The following is an 18,877-nucleotide window of genomic DNA, read 5'->3' on the forward strand; positions in this document are numbered from 1 at the left end:
AATGACTTCAACGGCAACGAGGCCGAGGGGGGCGCGGGCGCGCGCCGCCATCGCGGCGAAGACGTTGCGTACCGACCGATGGTGGTTCGCCCCGCTGATCACCGTGATCGGGCTCAGCGCCTGGGTCGCGTACGCGACGGTCCGGGTCTTCATGCACAAGTGGTACTGGGTGGACCAGTTCCACTACCTGACCCCGTTCTACTCCCCGTGCGTGACCGACAGGTGTGTCGAGGAAGCCTCGCACTTCGGCCGGTTCCTGCCCGGCTGGTGGATCATCCCGGACGCCGCGCTGACCCTGCCGTTCCTGCTGCTGTTCCGGCTCACCTGCTACTACTACCGCAAGGCCTACTACCGGTCGTTCTGGCTGTCGCCGCCGGCCTGCGCGGTCCCGGACGGGCACAAGGAGTACGGCGGTGAGACCCGCTTCCCGCTGCTCGGGCAGAACCTGCACCGCTACTTCTTCTACGCCGCCGCGATCATCTCGCTGATCAACACCTGGGACGCGATCCTCGCCTTCCACTCGCCGAAGGGCTTCGGCTTCGGGCTGGGCAACATCATCCTGCTGCTCAACGTGGTGATGCTCTGGGCGTACACGATCTCCTGCCACTCCTGCCGGCACATCATCGGCGGCCGGCTCAAGCACTTCTCCAAGCACCCGGTGCGGTACAAGGCCTGGACTTTCGTCTCGGCGTTGAACGTCCGGCACATGCAGCTCGCCTGGATCACCCTCGGCACCCTGGCGCTGGCCGATTTCTACATCATGGCGCTCGCGGCCGGCTGGTTCTCCGACCTGCGGTTCATCAACTAAAGGGCCCCTGACATGACCACAACCACTCGCATCGAACGACACCACTACGACGTCGTCGTCATCGGGGCCGGCGGCGCCGGTCTGCGCGCGGCGATCGAGGCCCGGTTGGCCGGCAAGAAGACCGCGATCATCTCCAAGTCGCTGTTCGGCAAGGCGCACACGGTGATGGCCGAGGGCGGCGCGGCCGCCGCGATGGGCAATGTGAACAGCCGGGACAACTGGCAGGTGCACTTCCGCGACACCATGCGCGGCGGCAAGTTCCTGAACAACTTCCGGATGGCTGAGCTGCACGCGAAGGAGTCGCCGCAGCGGATCTGGGAGTTGGAGACGTACGGTGCGCTCTTCGACCGCACCAAGGACGGCAAGATCTCGCAGCGCAACTTCGGTGGCCACGAGTACCCGCGCCTGGCGCACGTGGGCGACCGGACCGGCCTGGAGCTGATCCGCACCCTCCAGCAGAAGATCGTCTCGCTCCAGCAGGAGGACCAGCGGGAGTTCGGCTCGTACGACGCCCGGATCAGGGTGTTCTCCGAGACGACCATCACCGAGCTGCTGCTCGACGGTGACCGGGTGGCCGGCGCGTTCGGCTACTACCGCGAGTCGGGCGAGTTCATCCTCTTCGAGGCGCCGGCGGTCGTGCTGGCCACTGGTGGCGTCGGGCGCTCCTACAAGGTCACCTCGAACTCCTGGGAGTACACGGGGGACGGGCACGCGCTGGCGCTGCGCGCCGGGGCGACGCTGATCAACATGGAGTTCCTCCAGTTCCACCCGACCGGCATGGTCTGGCCGCCTTCGGTGAAGGGCATCCTGGTCACCGAGTCGGTGCGTGGTGACGGCGGCGTTCTGAAGAACTCCGACGGCAAGCGGTTCATGTTCGACTACGTCCCCGACGTCTTCCGCAAGCAGTACGCGGAGACCGAGGAGGAGGCGGACCGCTGGTACACCGACCCGGACAACAACCGGCGTCCACCGGAGCTGCTGCCCCGCGACGAGGTGGCCCGCGCGATCAACAGCGAGGTCAAGGCCGGCCGGGGCTCCCCCGCCGGTGGTGTCTTCCTGGACATCGCGAGCCGACGGTCGGCCGACGAGATCCGCCGCCGGCTGCCGTCGATGTACCACCAGTTCAAGGAGCTGGCCGACGTCGACATCACGGCCGAGCCGATGGAGGTCGGGCCGACCTGTCACTACGTGATGGGCGGCGTCGAGGTGGACCCGGATTCGGGTGCCGCCTTCGGCCACGTACGCGGGCTGTTCGCCGCCGGTGAGGTCTCCGGCGGCATGCACGGCTCCAACCGACTGGGTGGTAACTCCCTGTCCGACCTGCTGGTCTTCGGCAAGCGGGCGGGCGGGCACGCGGCCAGCTACGCCGACGGGTTGACCGCCCGGCCGAAGGTGGCAGTGCATGAGGTCGAGGCGGCCGTGGAGACCGCCCTCGCGCCGCTGCAACGGGACACGGGCGAGAACCCGTACACCCTTCAGCAGGACCTCCAGGCGGTCATGGGTGACCTGGTGGGCATCATCCGCAGGGAGGGTGAGCTGGCCGACGCGCTGGTCCGGCTCGCCGAGCTGCGTGAGCGGGTGGCCAAGGTGAGCGCGGCCGGCGGCCGACGCTACAACCCGGGCTGGCACCTGGCCCTGGACCTCCGCAACATGCTGGTGGTCTCGGAGTGCACAGCGAAGGCGGCGCTGGAGCGGCAGGAGTCGCGCGGCGGCCACACCCGGGAGGACTACCCGGCGATGGAGCCGAAGTGGCGGCAGGTCAACCTGGTCTGCGCGCTGGACGGTGACACAGTGCAGCTGACCCGCAAGCCGCTGCCGAAGATGCGGCCGGAGCTGATCGGCCTCTTCGACCGGGCCGAGCTGGCCAAGTACCTCACCGACGAGGAGCTCGCCGACTTCGACGCCCTCGTTGCCGACGCTGGAGAGGCGGACAACCGATGAGCGGGAAGCGTCAGTTCCGGATCTGGCGGGGCGACGAGAGCGGCGGTGACCTCCAGGACTACATGGTGGAGGTGAACGAGGGCGAGGTCGTCCTCGACGTCATCCACCGTCTGCAGGCCACCGACGCGCCCGACCTGGCCTGCCGGTGGAACTGCAAGGCCGGCAAGTGCGGCTCCTGCTCCATGGAGATCAACGGCAAGCCGCGGCTGGGTTGCATGACGCGGATGTCGACCTTTGGGGACGACGAGACCGTCACTGTCACCCCGCTGCGCACCTTCCCGGTCATCCGGGACCTGGTCACCGACGTCTCGTTCAACTACGAGAAGGCACGGGAGACCCCGGCGTTCGCCCCTCCGGCGGACGTGGCCCCGGGTGACTACCGGATGCAGCAGGTCGACGTGGAGCGCTCGCAGGAGTTCCGCAAGTGCATCGAGTGCTTCCTGTGCCAGACGGTCTGCCACGTGATCCGCGATCACGAGGAGAACAAGCAGGCGTTCTCCGGCCCGCGGTACTTCATCCGGGCGGCCGAGCTGGACATGCACCCGTTGGACGCCCGGACCGACCGCAAGGAGTACGCGCAGGCCGAACAGGGCCTCGGCTTCTGCAACATCACCAAGTGCTGCACCGAGGTCTGCCCCGAGCACATCAAGATCACTGACAACGGGATCATCCCCATGAAGGAACGGGTCGTCGACCGCAGGTACGATCCCCTTGTGTGGCTTGGTAGCAAGATCTTCCGTCGGGGCGAGACGCCCCAGACCAGCGTGACCACCGCCCGTCAGGGCTCGGCGACGCCGGGCTCCGCCCGGGGTGGGGTGCACTCGCACGCGGGTGGCTCCCACGATTCGCGGGCTGAGGCGCAGGCGCAGAGCGGCGTCAACTGGCACCGGGAGGTGCCCCACCCGACCGCTCCGGCGGTCGACGACCGGGGCAAGCTGCCGCTGACCGAGCTCACCTTCGACCGGGCCGCCGCGCCGTCGCCGTTCGGCGACGACGTGACCTTCCCGCTGCCTCCGGAGCACCTCAACTTCGCGCACCCGGAGCAGGACAACAAGCACTAATCACCTGAACAACAACGGGGGCCGTGGCGATAGCCACGGCCCCCGTCCCACTTCCCGCACCCTCAGGCGCGCCCCCACCCCACCCCCGCCACCCCCATCACCCCGGTGATCAAGAGATGTCGGTCATCAGAAGGCGTGATCATGACCGAAACCTCTTGATCACCCGGAGATAGGGGTTAGGCGGTTGGGGTCAGGAGGGGGCGGAGGGCGGCCACGATGGGGGCGTCGGCGGGGAGCCAGGTGACCGAGTCCAGTTCGTCGGCCGCCAGCCAGCGGAGCGCCTCGTGCTCCAGCGCCTGGGGCTGGTCGCCGCCGAGCAGGCGGGCCGCGTACACCTTGAGCACCGAGCGGCCGTGCGCCATCCGTACGTTGCGGCCGACCCGGGCGCCGATCTCGACGCGTACGGCCAACTCCTCGGCGCATTCCCGGATCAACGCGTCGGTCTCGGCCTCCCCAGGCTCGACCTTTCCGCCCGGAAACTCCCACATGCCCGCTACCTCGGGTGGGGCGGAACGCGCACAGGCGAGCACCCGCCCATCCCGGATGATCGCCGCTCCGACGATCACCTTCAGGTCCCGTCGTTCGGCCTGCCCGCCATCACTCGCCCGTTCGGTCCGCACGGGCGTCCAGGGTGCCAGATCAATCGGCGGTTTGGGTACCGTAGCCGTCCGCTAGGCCAACAAGACACGGAAGTGTGGGCGTGGACACCCCCTCCGAGCAGCGAGAGACTAGGGGACACCGACAAGACACGGGATGGCGACGATTTGGCCACAAGCCGGCAACGGCGCTTGGGGGGTGCGGTGATGCGCGTGCTGTTCAACAGCAGGGCCAAGCACGACTACCTTTCCGACGCGTTGACCTTGCTATCTGGTTGGACACGCGAGGGCGAGCAGATCCGACGGACGCTCGTGATCGACGATACCCAACACGCCGCACTAACTGAACGGGTCAAGGTCGTCGCGGATGCGCTGCATCTGCGACCCGAGATCAGCCGCCGGGCCGACAGCACCCAGATCCGGGTCGGGCACGGCAGCGGCGAGCCCCTGACCGAGGGCGAGGTCCTGTTGGCCGCCCGCATCGAGGACGCGTACCGGGCGGTCACCGAGTCCTGACCACCGTCTCCGCGTCCGACCCGGCGTCCTGCGGGTACCAGCGCAGCTCCACCGAGTTGCCGTCCGGGTCCCGTACGTAGATCGAGGTCGCCGAACCGCGGGCGCCGAACCGGCTGACCGGCCCGGTCAGCACTGTGAAGACCCCCGACTCGATCACCTGCGCCCAGTCCAGTGGTGCCACCACCAGGCAGAAGTGGTCCACGTTCGCGCCGTGCGGCTCACCTCGGACGAGGTCGATGATGCTGTCGGGGCTGATCCGCACCGACGGGAACGGGACGGTGCCGGCGCGCCACTCGTCGACACGTACCGGTGCCAGGCCGAGCCGGCCGCAGTAGAAGTCCAGGGACCGTTCCACGTCGGCGACGGTCAGCACCAGGTGGTCGAAACCGGTTACCCGCACCCCGTTCACGCCTCCTCCAGGTGGGCCGCCGCGCGCAGCCAGCCGTCGAACAGGGCTGGGTCGATGTCGGCGACGTCGCGCAACTTCACGGACGCCATCGCCCGCGCACCGGGGATCAGCCGCCCCGACGGGTCGGTGATCTCCTGCCCCCGCCACAGCCCGAAGGTGACGTACGACCCGTATGCCTTGACCAGGCAGACCGGACGCTGGCCGGGCCGGTCGCCCAGGCCCCAGACCGGGTGCCCGTGCCACATCGCCCCGGTCGTCCCGGGCAGCGCCGCCGCGATGATCGGGGTCAGCTTCTCGCCGATCTCGCGCAGCGGGTCGGCCAGGCCGGTCAGGTAGTCGTCAATGCTCACGTCGGCGCCTTTCGCTCGGTGTTCCCTGCCCTGTTCACGATCCCCGGACGAGGGACGCCGACCAAGACCCGATGCCGCTACGATCGTTGCCCACAGGTCAACGATGGGAATGGTGTGCTGGAGCGGTACGAGGTCGAGACGTTCCTGACGCTCGCGGACGAACTGCACTTCGGCCGGACCGCCGAGCGGCTGACAGTGAGCACCGGCCGGGTCAGCCACATCGTGAAGAAGCTGGAACGCCGGATCGGCGCACCGCTGTTCGCCCGTACCAGTCGGGTCGTCCGGCTCACCCCGATCGGCCGGCAGCTCGCCGACGAGCTGGCTCCGCTGGTGGCCGGAATGGACGAGGCCGTCCGCCGCGCGACCGACGCCGCCCGGGGCGTGACCGGGACGCTACGGGTGGCGTTCCTCGGCGAGTGGACCGCACCGGTGCTGCTGCGGGCGGTGGCCCTGTTCGGTGAACGGCACCCGGACTGTCGGGTGGACGTGCACGAGGCACAGTTGTCCACCACCCGATCGGGGCTGCTCGACGGCTCGACGGACGTGTTGATCGCCTCTTACCCGTTCGACGGGATGGCCACCGGCCCGGCGCTGCTCTCCGAGGATCGGGTGCTGGCGGTGGCCGCTGGCCACCCGCTCACCCGGGAGCGGTCGGTGTCGTTGGAGGTGCTCGCCGACCACCCGGTGGTGCAGTACCCGACAGTGACCTCTGTGGAGTTCAAGCGGGACCGCACCCCGGAGCGCACCCCGTCCGGCCGCCCGGTGCCGAGGGGACCCGCCGGGAACACCTTCTCCGAGATGCTGTCCCTGGTCGCGCTGGGCCGGGGTGTCCTGCCCGTGGGTGAGCACACACGCCGCTACTACCCGCGCCCCGACGTGGCGTACGTGCCCATCCTCGACGCGCCACCGATCGAACGCGGGCCGGTCTGGCTGCCCAGCAACACCACCACACGGGTACGCGAGTTCGTCCGCGCCGCGACCGACGCGAACCCCCGATGAGACACGCCGAGTTCCGCCACCACCGGCTGGTCCAGGTGTACGACGCGGAGTGCCGGTGGGGGCCGGACGACGACTTCTTCCAGGCGGTGGTCGACGAGACCCCGGCCGCCCGGGTGCTCGACCTCGGCTGCGGCACCGGCCGGTTGACCGTCGCCCTCGCCACCGCCGGCCACACCGTCACCGGAGTGGACCCGGCCGGGGCGTCAGTGGCCGCCGCCCGTGCCAAGCCGGGCGGCGAGCGGGTGACCTGGCTCGAGGGCACCTCGGCCCTGCTGCCGGAGCGGGCGTTCGACGTGGCGATGCTGACCAGCCACGTCGCGCAGTTCTTCGTGGACGATGCGGATTGGGCGCGTACCCTCGCCGACCTGGCCCGGGCGCTCGTGCCCGGCGGCCGGCTGGTGTTCGACGCCCGCGACCCGGCGGACCGTCGCTGGGAGCTGTGGAACCCGGTGGACTCGCACCGGCTGGTCACGCTGCCCGACGGCGGCGAGGTCCGCGCGTGGACCGAGGTCACCGGGGTACGCGACGGAGTGGTCGACTTCACCCACCACTACCACTTCGGCGACGGGGAAGAGATCCTCAGCTCGGCGACCCTGCGCTTCCGCACCGAGGCCGAGTTGCGCACCTCTCTGACCAGGGCGGGCTTCATCGTGGACCGCGTCCACGGGGGCTGGCACGGCGAGCCGGTCGGCCACGGTGACGGCGAGTTCGTGGTCCTCGCCCGGTTGGGCCCGGTGGCACCGGTTTTCTAGCCTGAATCACATGGCGAACATCGCGTACGACCGCAAGGAGCAGGTCCAGCAGATCGAGAGTGGCCTCCTCGAAGGCGAGCAGATCATCGCCGTCTACGACGCCGTCGGCACCGGTACCGGGTTCATCGGGCTGACCGACCGCCGCGTGATCATTCAGGACCGCTCGTTCGTCGGCAAGCGGTTCGCGATCACCAGCATCCCGTACTCGAAGATCACCAGCGTGAGCGTGGTCAGCAACAAGTCGTGGGGTGGTTCGTTCTTCTCCACCGGCGCCATCGCCATCCACGTCGGCACGCACACCTACGAGGTGGAGTTCCGTGGTGCGCAGAAGAGCCACCACGTACACAACGTGATCCTGCACCACATCTCCTGACCGCACGTCCCGTCGTGGGCCCGGCTGGCGTAATTGCCTTGCCGGGCCCACGGCATCTCTGGTGTCCTCGGTCGACAGCCGCGGAAGGGAGCAGCCACCATGCCCAACACGACGAGGTCCCCCGAACCCACAGTCATCCGACCCGAGGAATCGAGACTTCGTGAGCACTACCGCTCCCCTGGCGCTGGGCGCCACTGATCCCAACCCCGGAGGCCGCTGATGTCGGTCTTCGACGATCCCGGCCTCTTCGGCCGGCTCTGGGCCGCCGGATACGACGACGGCGGCACCAACCCCGACCCGGCCCCCGCCGTGGACTTCCTGGCCGACCTGGCCGACGGCGGCCCGGTTCTCGAACTGGCGATCGGCACCGGCCGGGTCGCGTTACCGCTGGCCGAACGCGGCCTCGCCGTTCACGGCGTCGAGGCGTCCGAGGAAATGCTCGCGCAACTGCGGGCGAAACCCGGCGGCGACCAGATCCCGGTGGTCGTCGCCGACATGGCGGACGTACCGGTGGCTGGTGAGTTCCGGCTCGCGTACCTGGTCTTCAACACCCTGTTCAACCTGGTGGACGCCGAGCGGCAGGCGGATTGCTTCCGCAACGTCGCCCGGGTGCTGTCGCCGGGCGGCGCGTTCGTCATCGAGACGTTCGTGCCCGACCCGCGCAGCTTCGACTCGGACGAGCAGGTGCAGGTGCGTGCCGTGACCGAGGACTCCGCGACGATCCGACTGCACCGGTACGACCGGCCGGCGCAGCGGTTCATCCGGCAGACCATCACGTTCGACGTGGACGGTGTGCACCTGAAGCCGTTCGCGATGCGGTACGCCTGGCCGCACCAGATCGACGAGATGGCGCAGCAGGCGGGGCTCCGGCTCACCGAGCGGTACGCCGACTGGCACCGGCGCCCGTTCCAGGCCGACAGCCCGTCGCACATCTCCGTCTACCGGGCGGAGTAGCGGTTTGGTCGACTCGGGTTCCGGAGAAGTCGGTATGTCATCGTCCCGACGTCAAGGAACCCGAGTCGATCTCCCGCCGTCCGGAAGTGAGATGCCGCCATGAGCAGACGAGCCGTCCAGGTAGTCCTGGCCCTGTCGGTCGTGCTGATGGTCACCGGCATCATCCTCAGGGTGGCCGGGGACGGCGATGCCGACACGGCCGGCAAGGTGGCGGTGGCGCTCGCCTCGGTGGGTTCGATAGTGGCGAGCATCGGCTCGTCCTTCGGCGCTGCCCGCCGAAACGGCGGCCCGGAACGGTGATCCGGCCAGCTCGCTGTCCGATCAGACGGACACGGGAGGCTTGATCGACTCCGCGCCCCGGGGGGATGGGCGTGGATGTGTCACCGTGGGCATGACGACCTGTCACCGAGGGGCCGGGTCGATCTCCGTCAGCGGAAGTGGGTGCCCGTGATGACCAAACGCGTCGAACGGGCTCTCCTGGCGCTGGCGCTCGGTCTGCTCGTTGCCGGCTGGATCCTTCAGGGGAACGAGCACGGCAGCGCCCATACGATCGGCCGGGTGCTGGTCCCCCTCGGCTGGATCTGTGCGATTGTCGCCGCTTTCGGCCGGGACCGTCGCGCCAAGCGCGAGAACAACCGACTACGCGCGGTGCTGCTCGGCGGCCAGACCGCAGACGAGCGCCCGGACTGTCCTCCCAGTGAAGACGACCACCCGAACCGGTGATTCGAGCCTTTCACCCCTTGGCTGATTCTGCTGGTAGCAGTAGGTGTTGATTCGCAGGTTCCTCGCCGGGTGAGCTGACAGCATGCCGGACGCTCCCCGATTCCCGCGCTCCTCGCCGTACTGGCCGGTGGTCAGTCACCCTCAGCTCCGGCGCGTCCTGCCCGGGCTGGCCGTCTCCGCGCTGGGCGACGGCATGGCGGTGGTCGCGGTGACCTGGTTCGCCATCCAACTCGCCCCGCACGACCAGCGGGGCATCTGGATCGCGTTGGCCATGGCGGCGTACACGCTGCCCAGCGCGGCCGGGACTGTCGTCTTCGGCCGGCTGCTAGGTGGGCGTAGTGGCGCCCAACTCGCCGGGTGGGACGCCATCCTGCGGGCCAGCGCGCTCGCGGCGATCCCCCTCGCGTATCTCACCGGTGTGCTCACCATCTGGCTGTACGTCTTCCTGCTCGCCGCCTCGGCGTTACTGCACTCGTGGGGTTCCGCCGGGCGTTTCACACTGATCGCCGAGCTGCTGCCGCAGCGACATCATCTGCCGGCCAACGCCGTGCTCGCCAGCATCGCCGGGTTCGCCACCATCGTCGGTCCACCACTGGCGGGCCTCCTGATCGCCTGGGTTGGGCCGGTATGGGTCATCGCCATCGACGCCGCCACCTTCGCCGCGCTGGCCCTCACGTACCGTCTCGCCCTTCCTACCCGCGAGAGCGACCACCGGCATGAGGGTGGCGCCTCGCGGACCGCAGGCTTCGCCGTCATCCGCCGCAACCCCGCGCTGCTGGGCCTGCTGGTGCTGAGCCTCTGGTTCTTCTTCCTCTTCGGGCCGGTGTACGTAGCCATGCCGATCCACATCACCGACGACCTGCACGCCTCCGCGACGCTGCTCGGCGCCTACTACACCGCGTTCGGCGTCGGCGGTCTGGTCGGCGGTGTGGTCGCCGGTCATCTACGTCGCTGGCCCCTGCGCGCCACCACCATCAGCATCGTCGTCGGGTTCGGCGTCGCCATGCTGCCGCTCGGCCTGGGAGCACCTGTCAGCCTGTCGCTGCCCGCCTTCGCCCTCGCAGGCCTGATCTGGGCACCGTACATGTCCACGTCGATGGCGCTGTTCCAGCGCAGCACGTCCATCGCGCAGCTACCGGCGGTGCTCGCCGCGAACGGCGCCATCCTCGTGCTGGCGGTGCCGCTGGGCACCATGCTCGGCGGGCCACTGGTGGGTGCCATCGGTGCACGCCCGACGCTGCTGCTGTGCGCCATGGCGATCGTGGCCCTCGGCCTGATCGCCGGGGCAATCGCGATCTCCAGGCGGAGCTCGCGATTGCCCGGCGATGCAGCCGTCACCGAGGTCAGTGCCAGTCGCTGATCCGGACGTCGTCCGGGGCCGGTCGGCCGTGGCCGGTCTCCACCTGCTCCTTGAGGCTCATCAGGAACAGCGCCCACTTGGTGCTGCAGTGGTGCATGAACTCGACCGGCTCGCGCCAGCCCTGGTGCGCGAACTGGACGATCGTGTACTCGTCGCGCTGGTCGAGACGCCAGTCGACCTCGGTGCCGACCCACTCCTCGGGGCCGTCGACGACGCGCCACCGCACCCGCCCGGCGGGGTTCAGCTCCAGGACCTCCATGTCGAAGCCGCCGGCATCGCCGAACCGGAAGGCCAGCTGTCCACCGACTTCGCTCTTGCCCACCGTGTCGGTGGTCCACCAGGCGGCGAGGCCCTCCGGCGTTGCCACCGCTCGGTAGACGTCGTCGAGCGGAGCGACGACGCCGACCCGGTGCAGGATGTCGACCATTCTCAGTCTCCTTCGTCGTTGGTGCGGGTGCATTCGATCGCCTCGGCGATCCGCTTGATCCGGCGCAGTCGGGCGTCCCAGGTGGAGCCGACCGCCGACAACTGGGCGACAGCGCGCGCGAGTTGCGCCTCGTCCACCTGGTAGTGGCGCTCGCGGCCGGCCGGCTCGGCGTGGATCAGCCCGACCCGGTCCAGGACCGCCAGGTGCTTCGAGACGGCCTGGCGGGTGACGGGTAGCCGCCTGCTCAGCGAGGTGGCAGTGCCCGGCCCGTCAGAGAGAAGAAGGTCGATCATCGTACGCCGAATCGGGTCGCCGATCGCCGACCACAACTCGTCGTCGACCACAGCGGTCACGGGGTCGCGACCAGCCGGGCAACGTACGCGCCCAGCCGGGGCATGTAGTGGTCCCAGCCGTTCTCATGGTCGCGGTACTGCTCTTCCAGGACCGCAACCTCCCAACCCAGTTCGCGGAAGCCAGTCTCGGTCATCCGGATCAGCGTTCCCGCGCCGCTGGGCACCAGGTCGAAGGTGACGAACAGCGCCTGCCCGCTCCGGTCCGGCTCGGTGAAACACCACCGGAAGGAAAACCGCTTCGGCGGGTCGACTTCGACGACGGCGAGCGCGACGGTCTTCGTCTCGCCGGTGTCGGCGTCGCGCCACACCAGCTCGCCGGGCGCGCCGGCGACCGACTCGAACCGCGCGTCGTCGGGCCACCACTCCCGCATGTGCTCGGGTTGGCTGACCACCTCGAAGACGACCTCGGGGGACGCGTTGACGTGGATGTCGCGTTCGATCGTTCCCTGTTCCATGCGCACAACCTTTCGCAACCTTTGGTTGCACTCAACCTACGACAGCCGCCACCCATCGCGCAACCTTTCGTTGCATGTCGCGGTTCCGTCGTACCCCTGGTGCACGATCGGCCCATGTCTGAGCCATCGCCGCACCGACACCACGCCATCGACTACATCGAGCTCACGGTGACCGACATCGCCGTGGCCAAGCGCTTCTACGCCGACGCGTTCGGTTGGCAGTTCACCGACTACGGGCCGGAGTACGCCGGCATCCGCAGCCCACACGGCGACCCCGCGCCCGAGGTGGGCGGTCTCCGTCTGGACGGGGAAGTTCGGGCGGGCGGCCCACTCGTGCTGCTCTACTCCACCGACCTGGACCGGTCCGTGCAGGCCGTCAAGGAGGCCGGCGGCCAGGTGGTGAACGGGCCGTACGAGTTTCCCGGTGGACGGCGGTTCCACTTCACCGACCCCAGTGGCAACGAGCTGGGCGCCTGGGCCGAGCAGTAGGACTCCAAGGTCGCCCGGGCGGGGCTGAGCGTCCTCGCCAGTTCCGGCAGAGTGTCGCCATGGCCGGAGCAGGACTGGACGTCGAGGGATGGATTGCGCGCGAGGGTGCACTGAGCCGGGTCCCGGCCGCGTTCACCGGTGTTGTGGACGCGGCCCGGGCTCGGATAGCCGAGTCGTTCGACTGTGGTCGGCTGCACAGCGCCTACATCTACGGCAGCATCCCGCGTGGCACCGCAATCCTCGGCGTCTCCGATCTCGACCTGCTCCTCGCCCTGCGCACCGAACCAACCGAGGCCGACCGGGCGGCCGCCACCAGGATCGAGCAGGACCTCGATGAGTCGTTTCCGCAGATCGACGGCGTGGGCACCCTGCTGTTCAGTGCACGTACGCTGCTCAGCGAGCTTGAGCGGCACGACCTCGGCTTCTTCGTCGCCTGCCTGTGCACTCCCCTGCTGGGCGACGACCTCGCCGACCAACTCCCCCGCTACCGGCCCACTCCCCTGCTCGCCCGCGAGACGAACGGCGACCTGTCCCTTGCGCTTGCGGGATGGCGCCGCCAGGCAGCCGAAGCTAATACCGACCAGCAACGGAAGGCCCTCAGCCGGCTCGTCGCTCGTCGCATCGTCAGGACCGGCTTCACACTGGTCATGCCTCGGTGGGGAGGCTGGACAAGCGACCTCACTCAGTCCGCTGAGGCGTTCGGGCTCCACTATCCGGAACGTGCCCGGCAGATGCGGAGAGCCGCCGTCATCGGCCGCACGCCCTCGCCGGACCCGGGTGTGCTCGACGAACTCATCGACGACCTCGGGCCCTGGCTCGCCGCAGAGTACGTGACCGTCCACGGCGAGAAGGCCATCCGTCCCTGAACTGTCCCGCCCCGATGTCGGGTCGCCGGGTCGCCGGCCGTCAGTGCCGCCGGGCGCGCAGCACGCCGGTCAGCATGGGCAGCGTGAACTCGCCGTGGGCGGTTTCGGGTCGGCTCCCGAGGAAGCAGCGGATCCGGCCGAGCGTGGCCGCTCGCTCCTCGTCCGGCATGACCAGCATCCCGGCCCGCGTGGCGAGCGTCGCGACGAGCGAGTCGGCGGTACGACGCTGACCGTGCGGGAACTCGACCTGCTCCGCCGACCCGAACCGGGCGATCAGGCCGGTGCTCGGAACGAGCATCCCCGCCGTCGCCGCGCGCCAACTGCCCAACGTGTCACGTGGGCCGATGGCCGCACTCCCGCTGACCCGTTCGAGCCCGGCGACCCAGTCGATCCGGTCGTCCATGATGTTCCACAGACCGGCCAGGACGCCGCCGGGGGCGAGGACCCTGGCGATTTCCGCCCCGGCGACGGCCATGTCGAACCAGTGCAGGGCGTTGCCAGCCAGCACGGCGTCGACGGAAGCGTCCGGCAGCGGGATCGACTCCGCGCTACCCGGCAGGGCACGGACCCCAGGCAGCGCACGGCGTAGCTCGGTGAGCATCGCCGGGTCAGGCTCGACCGCCACGACGTCCGCGCCCACCGCCACCAGCGTCGCGGACAGCTTGCCGGTGCCGGCGCCCAGGTCGAGCACGCGCAGGCCGGGCGCGGGCTCCAGCGCCCACCGCACCGCGGCCTGCGCATAGTCCGGGCGGTGCTCGGCGTACGCGGTCGCCGCCGCGCCAAACGACGATCGGAGCAGCTGGTCTGCCATGCGGTCAACCTCCCGAGCCCGGCGGCCCCGCCGCCCCGGGCTACATCCAGCCCCAGCAGCATCGACGATGGCCGTGATCCCGAGCATGGCAGACAAGCGGAGCCTGGGCCACCGCCCAAAAAGCGAGACTCACTGGCTCCATTTACCTGAATCTACCAACCAAAGCCCTGATCAAGCCACGTTTATCTATCCGTTACCAGGGCTGGACTTCGCAGAGATGACCTTAGCTATACGGTCCAACTCAGAGCCCTTACAGATATGGAGAACTCTATGAGGAAAGCAACGTCGAGGAGACTCGCAGCGGCGGGTGGCGCACTCACGCTCGCGTTTGCCGGCATTCTTCCGATCGCGGCACCGGCAGCAGCGGTCGAGCCCGGCCCGAGCGCGTCGGTGAGCGAGTTGGGCGAGGTGCCGGCGGAGGTCGGAACGTTGGCTTCCTGCTCGAACTGGACGCCGCACATGAGGCGGGTCATCGTCGGCAGCGCCGCGGTGCACACCAGCTATTCGGGGTCGTCCACCGTGATCGCCCACTGGAAGTCCAAGACGCTGTTCCGTATCGACAAGCGCTGTGTGAACGATGCCGGAAACCTGTGGTGGCACTCCGACTGCTGCACCGGCGTCAAAGGCTGGATCTGGAACGACTATACGGAGTTCGCCCACTACAACTGACCACCGCACAATGCGAAAGTCAGCTCCGCACTTCCCGCATTATGCTCAGGCAATAATGAGCATTCACCTGGCGGCCGGCCTCGCGCCTCGTCGGTGAAGTGGTCAGGGCGACAAGGTGTATCGTCCTATCAGACATCCAACCTTGTCACCCTGACCGCTTGCGTGTTGACCCGATAGGTGGCGGCCGTGGATTGCATCGAAGTTCGCTGCTGGCTTGACTGGTGGGCCAACTACGACCTCGATCCGGTCTTCACCCTGCGGTTCGCGGATGGCGACGCCATCGATGTCACAGTGCGCCCCAGCGCCGACCATCGCCGCTTCACCCTCACCCAGTGACGGGCCAGTTCGCCGGCCACATGCTCACCTACGTCCGTTGGTACTGGCCGGATGAGGACCGCTGGAACTACGACGAGCTGGACGCCGACCGGTGTGCATTGCGCCACGTCGAGCTACGCGGCTCGGACGGGGTCGTCATGGCGGCGGCGGCGCTCGCGGAGGTGCTCATCGCCCGTGATTCGGGGACCCCGGAAGCGGTGACCGAGTACGAGCAGCGGTACGGAACCGTGCCGGAGGCCCCGTTCCCGCTACCCGACTCGGCGTTGGAACCCGCTCTGGAAAGCCTGCCCTCGCATGAGTTCGAGCGCCTGTGGCGGGACGCTCGTCGGCAGCTGCAACAGCGGACCGCAGCTGACTCGTCGGTCCGGGAGGAACAGTGACAGCTGCTGCGGTTCGACGACCACAGGTGAGGATGGGCCCAGCTGACCGCCGAGACTCACTGGCAGGCGCCTGTCACTGACGCCGTAGCCAACCCGGAGCTGCGGGCAGGGAGACCCGCAACGGTCCGCGGCGGTCGCGGATGTACGTCGCATAGTCCGCAAAGTGGCGGCGACGGCCGAGGAAGTGCGGGTAGTGATCGAAGTGCCACCGGCAGGCCTCGACGAACTCCGTGTGGTCATCGAGCCCGAGGCGAGCACAGACACGTGCGAACTCGTCCAAGCCGTCCAGCATCTCGGCGCACTGGTCAGGTGTCGCGCCATCGGCGCCCCACAGCACACCGGCCGGCAGCTCGTGGACCGCATAGTCAAGCCACTGGCGATCACGGACATAGCGGGCCCGGTCGTCGTCGGCTGAGGCGTTCACCGGGTTACCCCTGCCTGCACCATGCCGCCACCCTAAGCAACAGCCGCCGGACCGGATTCAGACGTTGAAGCGGAACTTTGTGTCGCCGTGGCCTGACCTGCGTCACGATGCTCGGCGTGCTGGTCGCGGCCCGTCGGCGGCTCATGCCACTTGTTGCTGGTTGCCGACGTTTGACGCTGTCTTGTGCCCCATGTGTGCCCCGACTCCGAGAGATGCTGCGTCACCAGCTCCGGCCGCCGGCAAGCAAGTCCTCCGCCCAAACGAGCGCTCGGAGGACTACCGCTTGGGTCAGCCCTTCGGCTGGATCATCAGCACCCACGTCGCCGCGATCCACAGTGACCGGATCACGCCGCATTCGCTCGGCAATCTTGGTGTGGCGGGCCGTAGCTACACTGGCGCCTCTGAATCCCCTGCTTGGCAACGGAAACGGAGGCGCGATGGTCAATCCGCTGTTGGACGCCGAGGATGCGCGCGAACGCCTGGAGGCATGGCAGGCCAACGCCGTGCGCCGGGCAGCCGACACGCAGGCCGCCGCTGCCGGCTTGGGCGCGCTGCGGGTCACGGCCAGCGACGCCCACGGGATCGTCGAGGTCACCGTCGACTCCACGGGGGCGATGGCCGACGTCCGGCTCTCCGCGCGGGCGCAGCGCGTGAGCCTGGAGCAGACGCAGCAGGCGATCATGGGCGCCTATCGCAACGCGCGGGTCAAGCTCGCCGAGGCCGCCGCCGAGGTCGTGCGGGAGACGGTCGGCGCCGACTCGGCGACCGGCCGGGCCCTGCTGGCCGGATTCCGGACCGCCGACACCGAGGACGAAGAGGGGCGTTACTGATGCACGGGGGGTTCGAGGTCGACGTCGAGGCGCTGCGCGCGCACGCCACGGCCATGTCGGCCATTCACGACCGCTTTGCCGCCGTCATGGCCGCGAGCGGCACCATTTTCCAGGCCGATGATGCGTACGGGCAGCTCTGCCAGTTCTTACCGCCCATCCTGGAGGGACGCCACCGGGACCAGGACAAGGGTGTGGGGATGCTCGCCGAGAACATCGCGCTGCTCGCCGCGGGAATCAAGAAAAACGCCGACGCCTACGAGCGGGCCGAGGAGTCGAACACCGACGGCTTCAACTCCTTCCACTCCGCGACCTGAGCCGGCCCGGCGCCCTCTCATGAGCAACCCACTGGTCGCCACGACCTCCGACATCGCTTCGACAAGCGCCGCGCACCGCGACGGCTGGACCGGCCTGCCGCTGGCCGACGACTACATGGGCATCAAGGACGCCATCGACTCCGGCAGCTGGATCGACGGCTCAGTCGCGGGCTTGGGCGCCGCTCTCGACGGGGCGTCCATCGTCATCGACCCGTTCAGCACGCTCCTGTCGATGGGCATCGAGTGGGCCATCGAGCAGGTCGAGCCACTGAAGCAGGCACTCGACTGGCTGGCCGGCGATCCCCAGACCATCGAGACGCACGCCTTGACCTGGGACAACATGGCCAATGAGTTGTTCTCCATCGCCGAGGACCTCAAGGCGCGGCTGGTCGGCGACCTCGACGGATGGCAGGGCGCGGCCGCCGACGCCTACCGCGACATCCTGACCATCAACATCGACGTCGCCGGGATCTTCGCGGGCACGGCCGCCGGCATGGGTGCCGCGACCCGTGGCGCGGGGGTCCTGGTGCAGACGGTGCGGGAGGTGGTGCGCGCCTTCATCGCCGACTGCATCGCCAAGGTCGTGGTGTGGCTGGCCGAGGTGGTCTTCTCTCTCGGCTTCGCCACACCGCTGGTTGTCTCCCAGCTCGCGATGGCCGTTGTCCGCTGGACCGGCCGCATCTTCGGCTGGCTGATGGGCCTGATCAGCAGCCTCTCCGCCCTTCGCGCACTCCTCGACGTCTAGGCGGCCCACGATGCGACAACTCATGGCGGCTCTGCGGACCACCGCCGTCCTGGTAGTCCTGTTCGCTGTGGCGGGCCTCCACAAGCACCCCTCAGGCCCCACCCCACCGCACGGCGGTGGCGACGATGGCCCCAAGCCTAAAAAGTTCAACCCGGCAATGATGCCCAAGCGCGTGGGGGCAGCCCAGCAGCACGGCCTCGATCGCGTCCGGGAGGGCCGCCCGAAGGACGCCGACACATCCGAGCCCGAGGTACCCAAGAGGACCAACCCCTGGGACGACCCCGAGTTCGCCGACGCCAAGTACGACATGGACCGCTTCGGTCAGATGGGCGACGGGGCGATGGACAAGATCTGGGACGGCGACGGCATGGGCAGTGGCGACCACAAGCCCTCGTCCACCGAGCCCGGCAAGACGCGCTTCCCGCCCGGCACCACCAAGGAACAGGTCGAGGGCTGGTTCAAGAGCATCGCCGCCAACCCCGACAGCCGCCCTAAGGCACGTCTCGACGGCGACGGTTGGCTCGTCACCGGCACCCGCGACGGCATCACCTGCGTCGTTATCCTGGACAAGGACGGCAGCATCGCCGGCGGCTACCCCGTCAGCGGCGAGGGCGTCACCACCAACCCGCTGGCCTAGCCACCGAACCCACGGGAGACCCATGGAAGTCATCGATTTCTACCGGCGCAGCCGCCGGATCACCGACCAGCTCGCACCCAGGATCAGCCCGGAGTACCGGCCGATCGTCCTGACCGCCGGAGGCGCCGGGGCCTGGGACCTGGCGATCCCGACGCTCGTCGGCGCCCTGTTGAAGGAGGACGTCGTGATCACCACGGCGGAGAAGGACGCGCTGCGGGAGCTCATGGAGTTCCGCCGGGAGCCTCTGACGCGCCTGGAGCAGATCCGGACCTCGGACTGACGGCGGAAGCGTAGATCGG

At 68.9% G+C, this 18,877-nt stretch carries 29 protein-coding genes; 21 read left to right on the forward strand and 8 right to left on the reverse strand.

Going from position 1 to position 18,877, the window contains the following annotated elements; translation table 11 throughout:
- The first annotated feature begins 1 nt into the window (after position 1).
- Genes sdhC through IW249_RS04740 form a run of 3 tightly spaced genes read left to right on the forward strand, consistent with a single transcriptional unit; the run spans position 2 to position 3,810 of the window.
- On the forward strand, positions 2–808 hold the full coding sequence (gene sdhC, locus IW249_RS04730; protein WP_112583731.1) for a succinate dehydrogenase subunit SdhC: 807 nt from the start codon (positions 2–4) through the stop codon (positions 806–808).
- Positions 809–820: 12 nt separating this feature from the next.
- The gene (locus IW249_RS04735; protein WP_091406236.1) at positions 821–2,749 is read left to right on the forward strand and encodes a fumarate reductase/succinate dehydrogenase flavoprotein subunit; all 1,929 of its coding nucleotides are present in this window, start codon (positions 821–823) and stop codon (positions 2,747–2,749) included.
- On the forward strand, positions 2,746–3,810 hold the full coding sequence (locus IW249_RS04740) for a succinate dehydrogenase/fumarate reductase iron-sulfur subunit (RefSeq protein ID WP_196919680.1): 1,065 nt from the start codon (positions 2,746–2,748) through the stop codon (positions 3,808–3,810). Before IW249_RS04735 ends, IW249_RS04740 begins: the two co-directional genes overlap by 4 nt.
- A 176-nt stretch (positions 3,811–3,986) precedes the next feature.
- On the opposite strand, the gene IW249_RS04745 is transcribed toward IW249_RS04740, so the two are convergent.
- The gene (locus tag IW249_RS04745) at positions 3,987–4,430 is read right to left on the reverse strand and encodes a (deoxy)nucleoside triphosphate pyrophosphohydrolase (RefSeq protein ID WP_196919681.1); all 444 of its coding nucleotides are present in this window, start codon (positions 4,428–4,430) and stop codon (positions 3,987–3,989) included.
- Between the two features lie 183 nt (positions 4,431–4,613).
- On the opposite strand from IW249_RS04745, the gene IW249_RS04750 reads away from it, so the two are divergent.
- Positions 4,614–4,922, forward strand: coding sequence for a 4a-hydroxytetrahydrobiopterin dehydratase (locus IW249_RS04750; RefSeq protein WP_112675736.1), 309 nt, complete (start codon positions 4,614–4,616; stop codon positions 4,920–4,922).
- On the opposite strand, the gene IW249_RS04755 is transcribed toward IW249_RS04750, so the two are convergent.
- Together IW249_RS04755 and IW249_RS04760 are read right to left on the reverse strand one after the other, a co-directional pair.
- Entirely contained in the window at positions 4,909–5,331 is a 423-nt protein-coding gene (locus IW249_RS04755; protein WP_196919682.1) for a VOC family protein, read from the reverse strand. The two genes, IW249_RS04750 and IW249_RS04755, sit on opposite strands and share 14 nt — an antisense overlap.
- The gene (locus IW249_RS04760; protein ID WP_196919683.1) at positions 5,328–5,681 is read right to left on the reverse strand and encodes a DUF1801 domain-containing protein; all 354 of its coding nucleotides are present in this window, start codon (positions 5,679–5,681) and stop codon (positions 5,328–5,330) included. The genes IW249_RS04755 and IW249_RS04760 overlap by 4 nt, the downstream gene beginning before the upstream one ends.
- 114 nt (positions 5,682–5,795) lie before the next feature.
- Between IW249_RS04760 and IW249_RS04765 the strand changes: the two genes are divergently transcribed.
- The 7 genes from IW249_RS04765 (at position 5,796) to IW249_RS04795 (ending at position 10,842) form a co-directional block, all read left to right on the forward strand.
- Positions 5,796–6,680, forward strand: a complete 885-nt coding sequence (locus IW249_RS04765) for a LysR family transcriptional regulator (protein ID WP_196919684.1) — start codon at positions 5,796–5,798, stop codon at positions 6,678–6,680.
- Positions 6,677–7,432 carry a class I SAM-dependent methyltransferase gene (locus IW249_RS04770; RefSeq protein ID WP_196919685.1) on the forward strand — a complete coding sequence of 252 codons (756 nt, stop codon included), beginning with the start codon at positions 6,677–6,679 and terminating at the stop codon, positions 7,430–7,432. Before IW249_RS04765 ends, IW249_RS04770 begins: the two co-directional genes overlap by 4 nt.
- A 10-nt stretch (positions 7,433–7,442) precedes the next feature.
- Positions 7,443–7,805, forward strand: coding sequence for a PH domain-containing protein (locus IW249_RS04775; protein ID WP_030337500.1), 363 nt, complete (start codon positions 7,443–7,445; stop codon positions 7,803–7,805).
- A 219-nt stretch (positions 7,806–8,024) separates the two neighbouring features.
- Positions 8,025–8,759: a class I SAM-dependent methyltransferase gene (locus IW249_RS04780; protein ID WP_196919686.1), complete on the forward strand. Its 735-nt coding sequence runs from the start codon at positions 8,025–8,027 to the stop codon at positions 8,757–8,759.
- Between the two features lie 99 nt (positions 8,760–8,858).
- On the forward strand, positions 8,859–9,059 hold the full coding sequence (locus IW249_RS04785) for a hypothetical protein (protein ID WP_196919687.1): 201 nt from the start codon (positions 8,859–8,861) through the stop codon (positions 9,057–9,059).
- Between the two features lie 150 nt (positions 9,060–9,209).
- Positions 9,210–9,482 carry a hypothetical protein gene (locus IW249_RS04790; protein WP_196919688.1) on the forward strand — a complete coding sequence of 91 codons (273 nt, stop codon included), beginning with the start codon at positions 9,210–9,212 and terminating at the stop codon, positions 9,480–9,482.
- 82 nt (positions 9,483–9,564) lie between these two features.
- Positions 9,565–10,842, forward strand: coding sequence for an MFS transporter (locus IW249_RS04795; RefSeq protein WP_196919689.1), 1,278 nt, complete (start codon positions 9,565–9,567; stop codon positions 10,840–10,842).
- Here IW249_RS04795 and IW249_RS04800 read toward each other — a convergent pair.
- Genes IW249_RS04800 through IW249_RS04810 form a run of 3 tightly spaced genes read right to left on the reverse strand, consistent with a single transcriptional unit; the run spans position 10,826 to position 12,077 of the window.
- Positions 10,826–11,269: an SRPBCC family protein gene (locus IW249_RS04800; protein ID WP_196919690.1), complete on the reverse strand. Its 444-nt coding sequence runs from the start codon at positions 11,267–11,269 to the stop codon at positions 10,826–10,828. The two genes, IW249_RS04795 and IW249_RS04800, sit on opposite strands and share 17 nt — an antisense overlap.
- A 2-nt stretch (positions 11,270–11,271) precedes the next feature.
- Positions 11,272–11,622: an ArsR/SmtB family transcription factor gene (locus tag IW249_RS04805; RefSeq protein ID WP_196919691.1), complete on the reverse strand. Its 351-nt coding sequence runs from the start codon at positions 11,620–11,622 to the stop codon at positions 11,272–11,274.
- The gene (locus IW249_RS04810; protein WP_196919692.1) at positions 11,619–12,077 is read right to left on the reverse strand and encodes an SRPBCC domain-containing protein; all 459 of its coding nucleotides are present in this window, start codon (positions 12,075–12,077) and stop codon (positions 11,619–11,621) included. The genes IW249_RS04805 and IW249_RS04810 overlap by 4 nt, the downstream gene beginning before the upstream one ends.
- Positions 12,078–12,191: 114 nt before the next feature.
- Between IW249_RS04810 and IW249_RS04815 the strand changes: the two genes are divergently transcribed.
- Both IW249_RS04815 and IW249_RS04820 read left to right on the forward strand, forming a co-directional pair.
- On the forward strand, positions 12,192–12,566 hold the full coding sequence (locus IW249_RS04815) for a VOC family protein (RefSeq protein WP_196919693.1): 375 nt from the start codon (positions 12,192–12,194) through the stop codon (positions 12,564–12,566).
- Between the two features lie 59 nt (positions 12,567–12,625).
- Positions 12,626–13,432, forward strand: a complete 807-nt coding sequence (locus IW249_RS04820) for a nucleotidyltransferase domain-containing protein (protein WP_196919694.1) — start codon at positions 12,626–12,628, stop codon at positions 13,430–13,432.
- A 40-nt stretch (positions 13,433–13,472) separates the two neighbouring features.
- Here the strand turns inward: IW249_RS04820 and IW249_RS04825 are convergent, their stop codons facing one another.
- A complete protein-coding gene (locus tag IW249_RS04825) occupies positions 13,473–14,243 on the reverse strand; it encodes a class I SAM-dependent methyltransferase (protein WP_196919695.1) in 771 nt (256 codons plus the stop codon).
- Positions 14,244–14,513: 270 nt separating this feature from the next.
- Between IW249_RS04825 and IW249_RS04830 the strand changes: the two genes are divergently transcribed.
- From IW249_RS04830 to IW249_RS04840, 3 genes are all read left to right on the forward strand, one after another.
- Complete coding sequence (locus tag IW249_RS04830) at positions 14,514–14,912, forward strand: hypothetical protein (RefSeq protein ID WP_196919696.1); 399 nt, start codon at positions 14,514–14,516, stop codon at positions 14,910–14,912.
- Between the two features lie 186 nt (positions 14,913–15,098).
- On the forward strand, positions 15,099–15,248 hold the full coding sequence (locus IW249_RS04835) for a hypothetical protein (RefSeq protein ID WP_231392409.1): 150 nt from the start codon (positions 15,099–15,101) through the stop codon (positions 15,246–15,248).
- The gene (locus IW249_RS04840; RefSeq protein ID WP_231392410.1) at positions 15,245–15,628 is read left to right on the forward strand and encodes a hypothetical protein; all 384 of its coding nucleotides are present in this window, start codon (positions 15,245–15,247) and stop codon (positions 15,626–15,628) included. The genes IW249_RS04835 and IW249_RS04840 overlap by 4 nt, the downstream gene beginning before the upstream one ends.
- Positions 15,629–15,701: 73 nt before the next feature.
- Here IW249_RS04840 and IW249_RS04845 read toward each other — a convergent pair whose 3' ends face one another.
- Positions 15,702–16,052 (reverse strand): hypothetical protein, encoded by a 351-nt coding sequence (locus tag IW249_RS04845; protein ID WP_196919698.1) that lies wholly within the window; start codon positions 16,050–16,052, stop codon positions 15,702–15,704.
- Positions 16,053–16,489: 437 nt separating this feature from the next.
- Here IW249_RS04845 and IW249_RS04850 point away from each other — a divergent pair, with 437 nt between their 5' ends.
- The 5 genes from IW249_RS04850 to IW249_RS04870 are packed head-to-tail and all read left to right on the forward strand — an operon-like array spanning position 16,490 to position 18,858.
- Entirely contained in the window at positions 16,490–16,882 is a 393-nt protein-coding gene (locus IW249_RS04850) for a YbaB/EbfC family nucleoid-associated protein (protein WP_196919699.1), read from the forward strand.
- On the forward strand, positions 16,882–17,196 hold the full coding sequence (locus IW249_RS04855; RefSeq protein WP_196919700.1) for a type VII secretion target: 315 nt from the start codon (positions 16,882–16,884) through the stop codon (positions 17,194–17,196). The genes IW249_RS04850 and IW249_RS04855 overlap by 1 nt, the downstream gene beginning before the upstream one ends.
- A 19-nt stretch (positions 17,197–17,215) precedes the next feature.
- Positions 17,216–17,941 (forward strand): WXG100 family type VII secretion target, encoded by a 726-nt coding sequence (locus tag IW249_RS04860; RefSeq protein ID WP_196919701.1) that lies wholly within the window; start codon positions 17,216–17,218, stop codon positions 17,939–17,941.
- Positions 17,942–17,963: 22 nt separating this feature from the next.
- Positions 17,964–18,578, forward strand: a complete 615-nt coding sequence (locus IW249_RS04865) for an EndoU domain-containing protein (protein ID WP_196919702.1) — start codon at positions 17,964–17,966, stop codon at positions 18,576–18,578.
- Positions 18,579–18,600: 22 nt separating this feature from the next.
- Entirely contained in the window at positions 18,601–18,858 is a 258-nt protein-coding gene (locus IW249_RS04870; RefSeq protein WP_146754740.1) for a hypothetical protein, read from the forward strand.
- Positions 18,859–18,877: the final 19 nt, after the last annotated feature.

The sequence above is a fragment of the Micromonospora vinacea genome (assembly GCF_015751785.1).
GTDB classification, from domain to species: Bacteria; Actinomycetota; Actinomycetes; order Mycobacteriales; family Micromonosporaceae; genus Micromonospora; species Micromonospora vinacea.

Coding starts and splice junctions, on each gene's coding strand:
- sdhC (WP_112583731.1), top strand. CDS start 2: ATGACTTCAACGGCAACGAGGCCGAGGGGGGCGCGGGCGCGCGCCGCC.
- IW249_RS04735 (WP_091406236.1), top strand. CDS start 821: ATGACCACAACCACTCGCATCGAACGACACCACTACGACGTCGTCGTC.
- IW249_RS04740 (WP_196919680.1), top strand. CDS start 2,746: ATGAGCGGGAAGCGTCAGTTCCGGATCTGGCGGGGCGACGAGAGCGGC.
- IW249_RS04750 (WP_112675736.1), top strand. CDS start 4,614: ATGCGCGTGCTGTTCAACAGCAGGGCCAAGCACGACTACCTTTCCGAC.
- IW249_RS04770 (WP_196919685.1), top strand. CDS start 6,677: ATGAGACACGCCGAGTTCCGCCACCACCGGCTGGTCCAGGTGTACGAC.
- IW249_RS04775 (WP_030337500.1), top strand. CDS start 7,443: ATGGCGAACATCGCGTACGACCGCAAGGAGCAGGTCCAGCAGATCGAG.
- IW249_RS04780 (WP_196919686.1), top strand. CDS start 8,025: ATGTCGGTCTTCGACGATCCCGGCCTCTTCGGCCGGCTCTGGGCCGCC.
- IW249_RS04785 (WP_196919687.1), top strand. CDS start 8,859: ATGAGCAGACGAGCCGTCCAGGTAGTCCTGGCCCTGTCGGTCGTGCTG.
- IW249_RS04790 (WP_196919688.1), top strand. CDS start 9,210: ATGACCAAACGCGTCGAACGGGCTCTCCTGGCGCTGGCGCTCGGTCTG.
- IW249_RS04795 (WP_196919689.1), top strand. CDS start 9,565: ATGCCGGACGCTCCCCGATTCCCGCGCTCCTCGCCGTACTGGCCGGTG.
- IW249_RS04800 (WP_196919690.1), bottom strand. CDS start 11,269: ATGGTCGACATCCTGCACCGGGTCGGCGTCGTCGCTCCGCTCGACGAC.
- IW249_RS04810 (WP_196919692.1), bottom strand. CDS start 12,077: ATGGAACAGGGAACGATCGAACGCGACATCCACGTCAACGCGTCCCCC.
- IW249_RS04815 (WP_196919693.1), top strand. CDS start 12,192: ATGTCTGAGCCATCGCCGCACCGACACCACGCCATCGACTACATCGAG.
- IW249_RS04820 (WP_196919694.1), top strand. CDS start 12,626: ATGGCCGGAGCAGGACTGGACGTCGAGGGATGGATTGCGCGCGAGGGT.
- IW249_RS04825 (WP_196919695.1), bottom strand. CDS start 14,243: ATGGCAGACCAGCTGCTCCGATCGTCGTTTGGCGCGGCGGCGACCGCG.
- IW249_RS04830 (WP_196919696.1), top strand. CDS start 14,514: ATGAGGAAAGCAACGTCGAGGAGACTCGCAGCGGCGGGTGGCGCACTC.
- IW249_RS04850 (WP_196919699.1), top strand. CDS start 16,490: ATGGTCAATCCGCTGTTGGACGCCGAGGATGCGCGCGAACGCCTGGAG.
- IW249_RS04855 (WP_196919700.1), top strand. CDS start 16,882: ATGCACGGGGGGTTCGAGGTCGACGTCGAGGCGCTGCGCGCGCACGCC.
- IW249_RS04860 (WP_196919701.1), top strand. CDS start 17,216: ATGAGCAACCCACTGGTCGCCACGACCTCCGACATCGCTTCGACAAGC.
- IW249_RS04865 (WP_196919702.1), top strand. CDS start 17,964: ATGGCGGCTCTGCGGACCACCGCCGTCCTGGTAGTCCTGTTCGCTGTG.
- IW249_RS04870 (WP_146754740.1), top strand. CDS start 18,601: ATGGAAGTCATCGATTTCTACCGGCGCAGCCGCCGGATCACCGACCAG.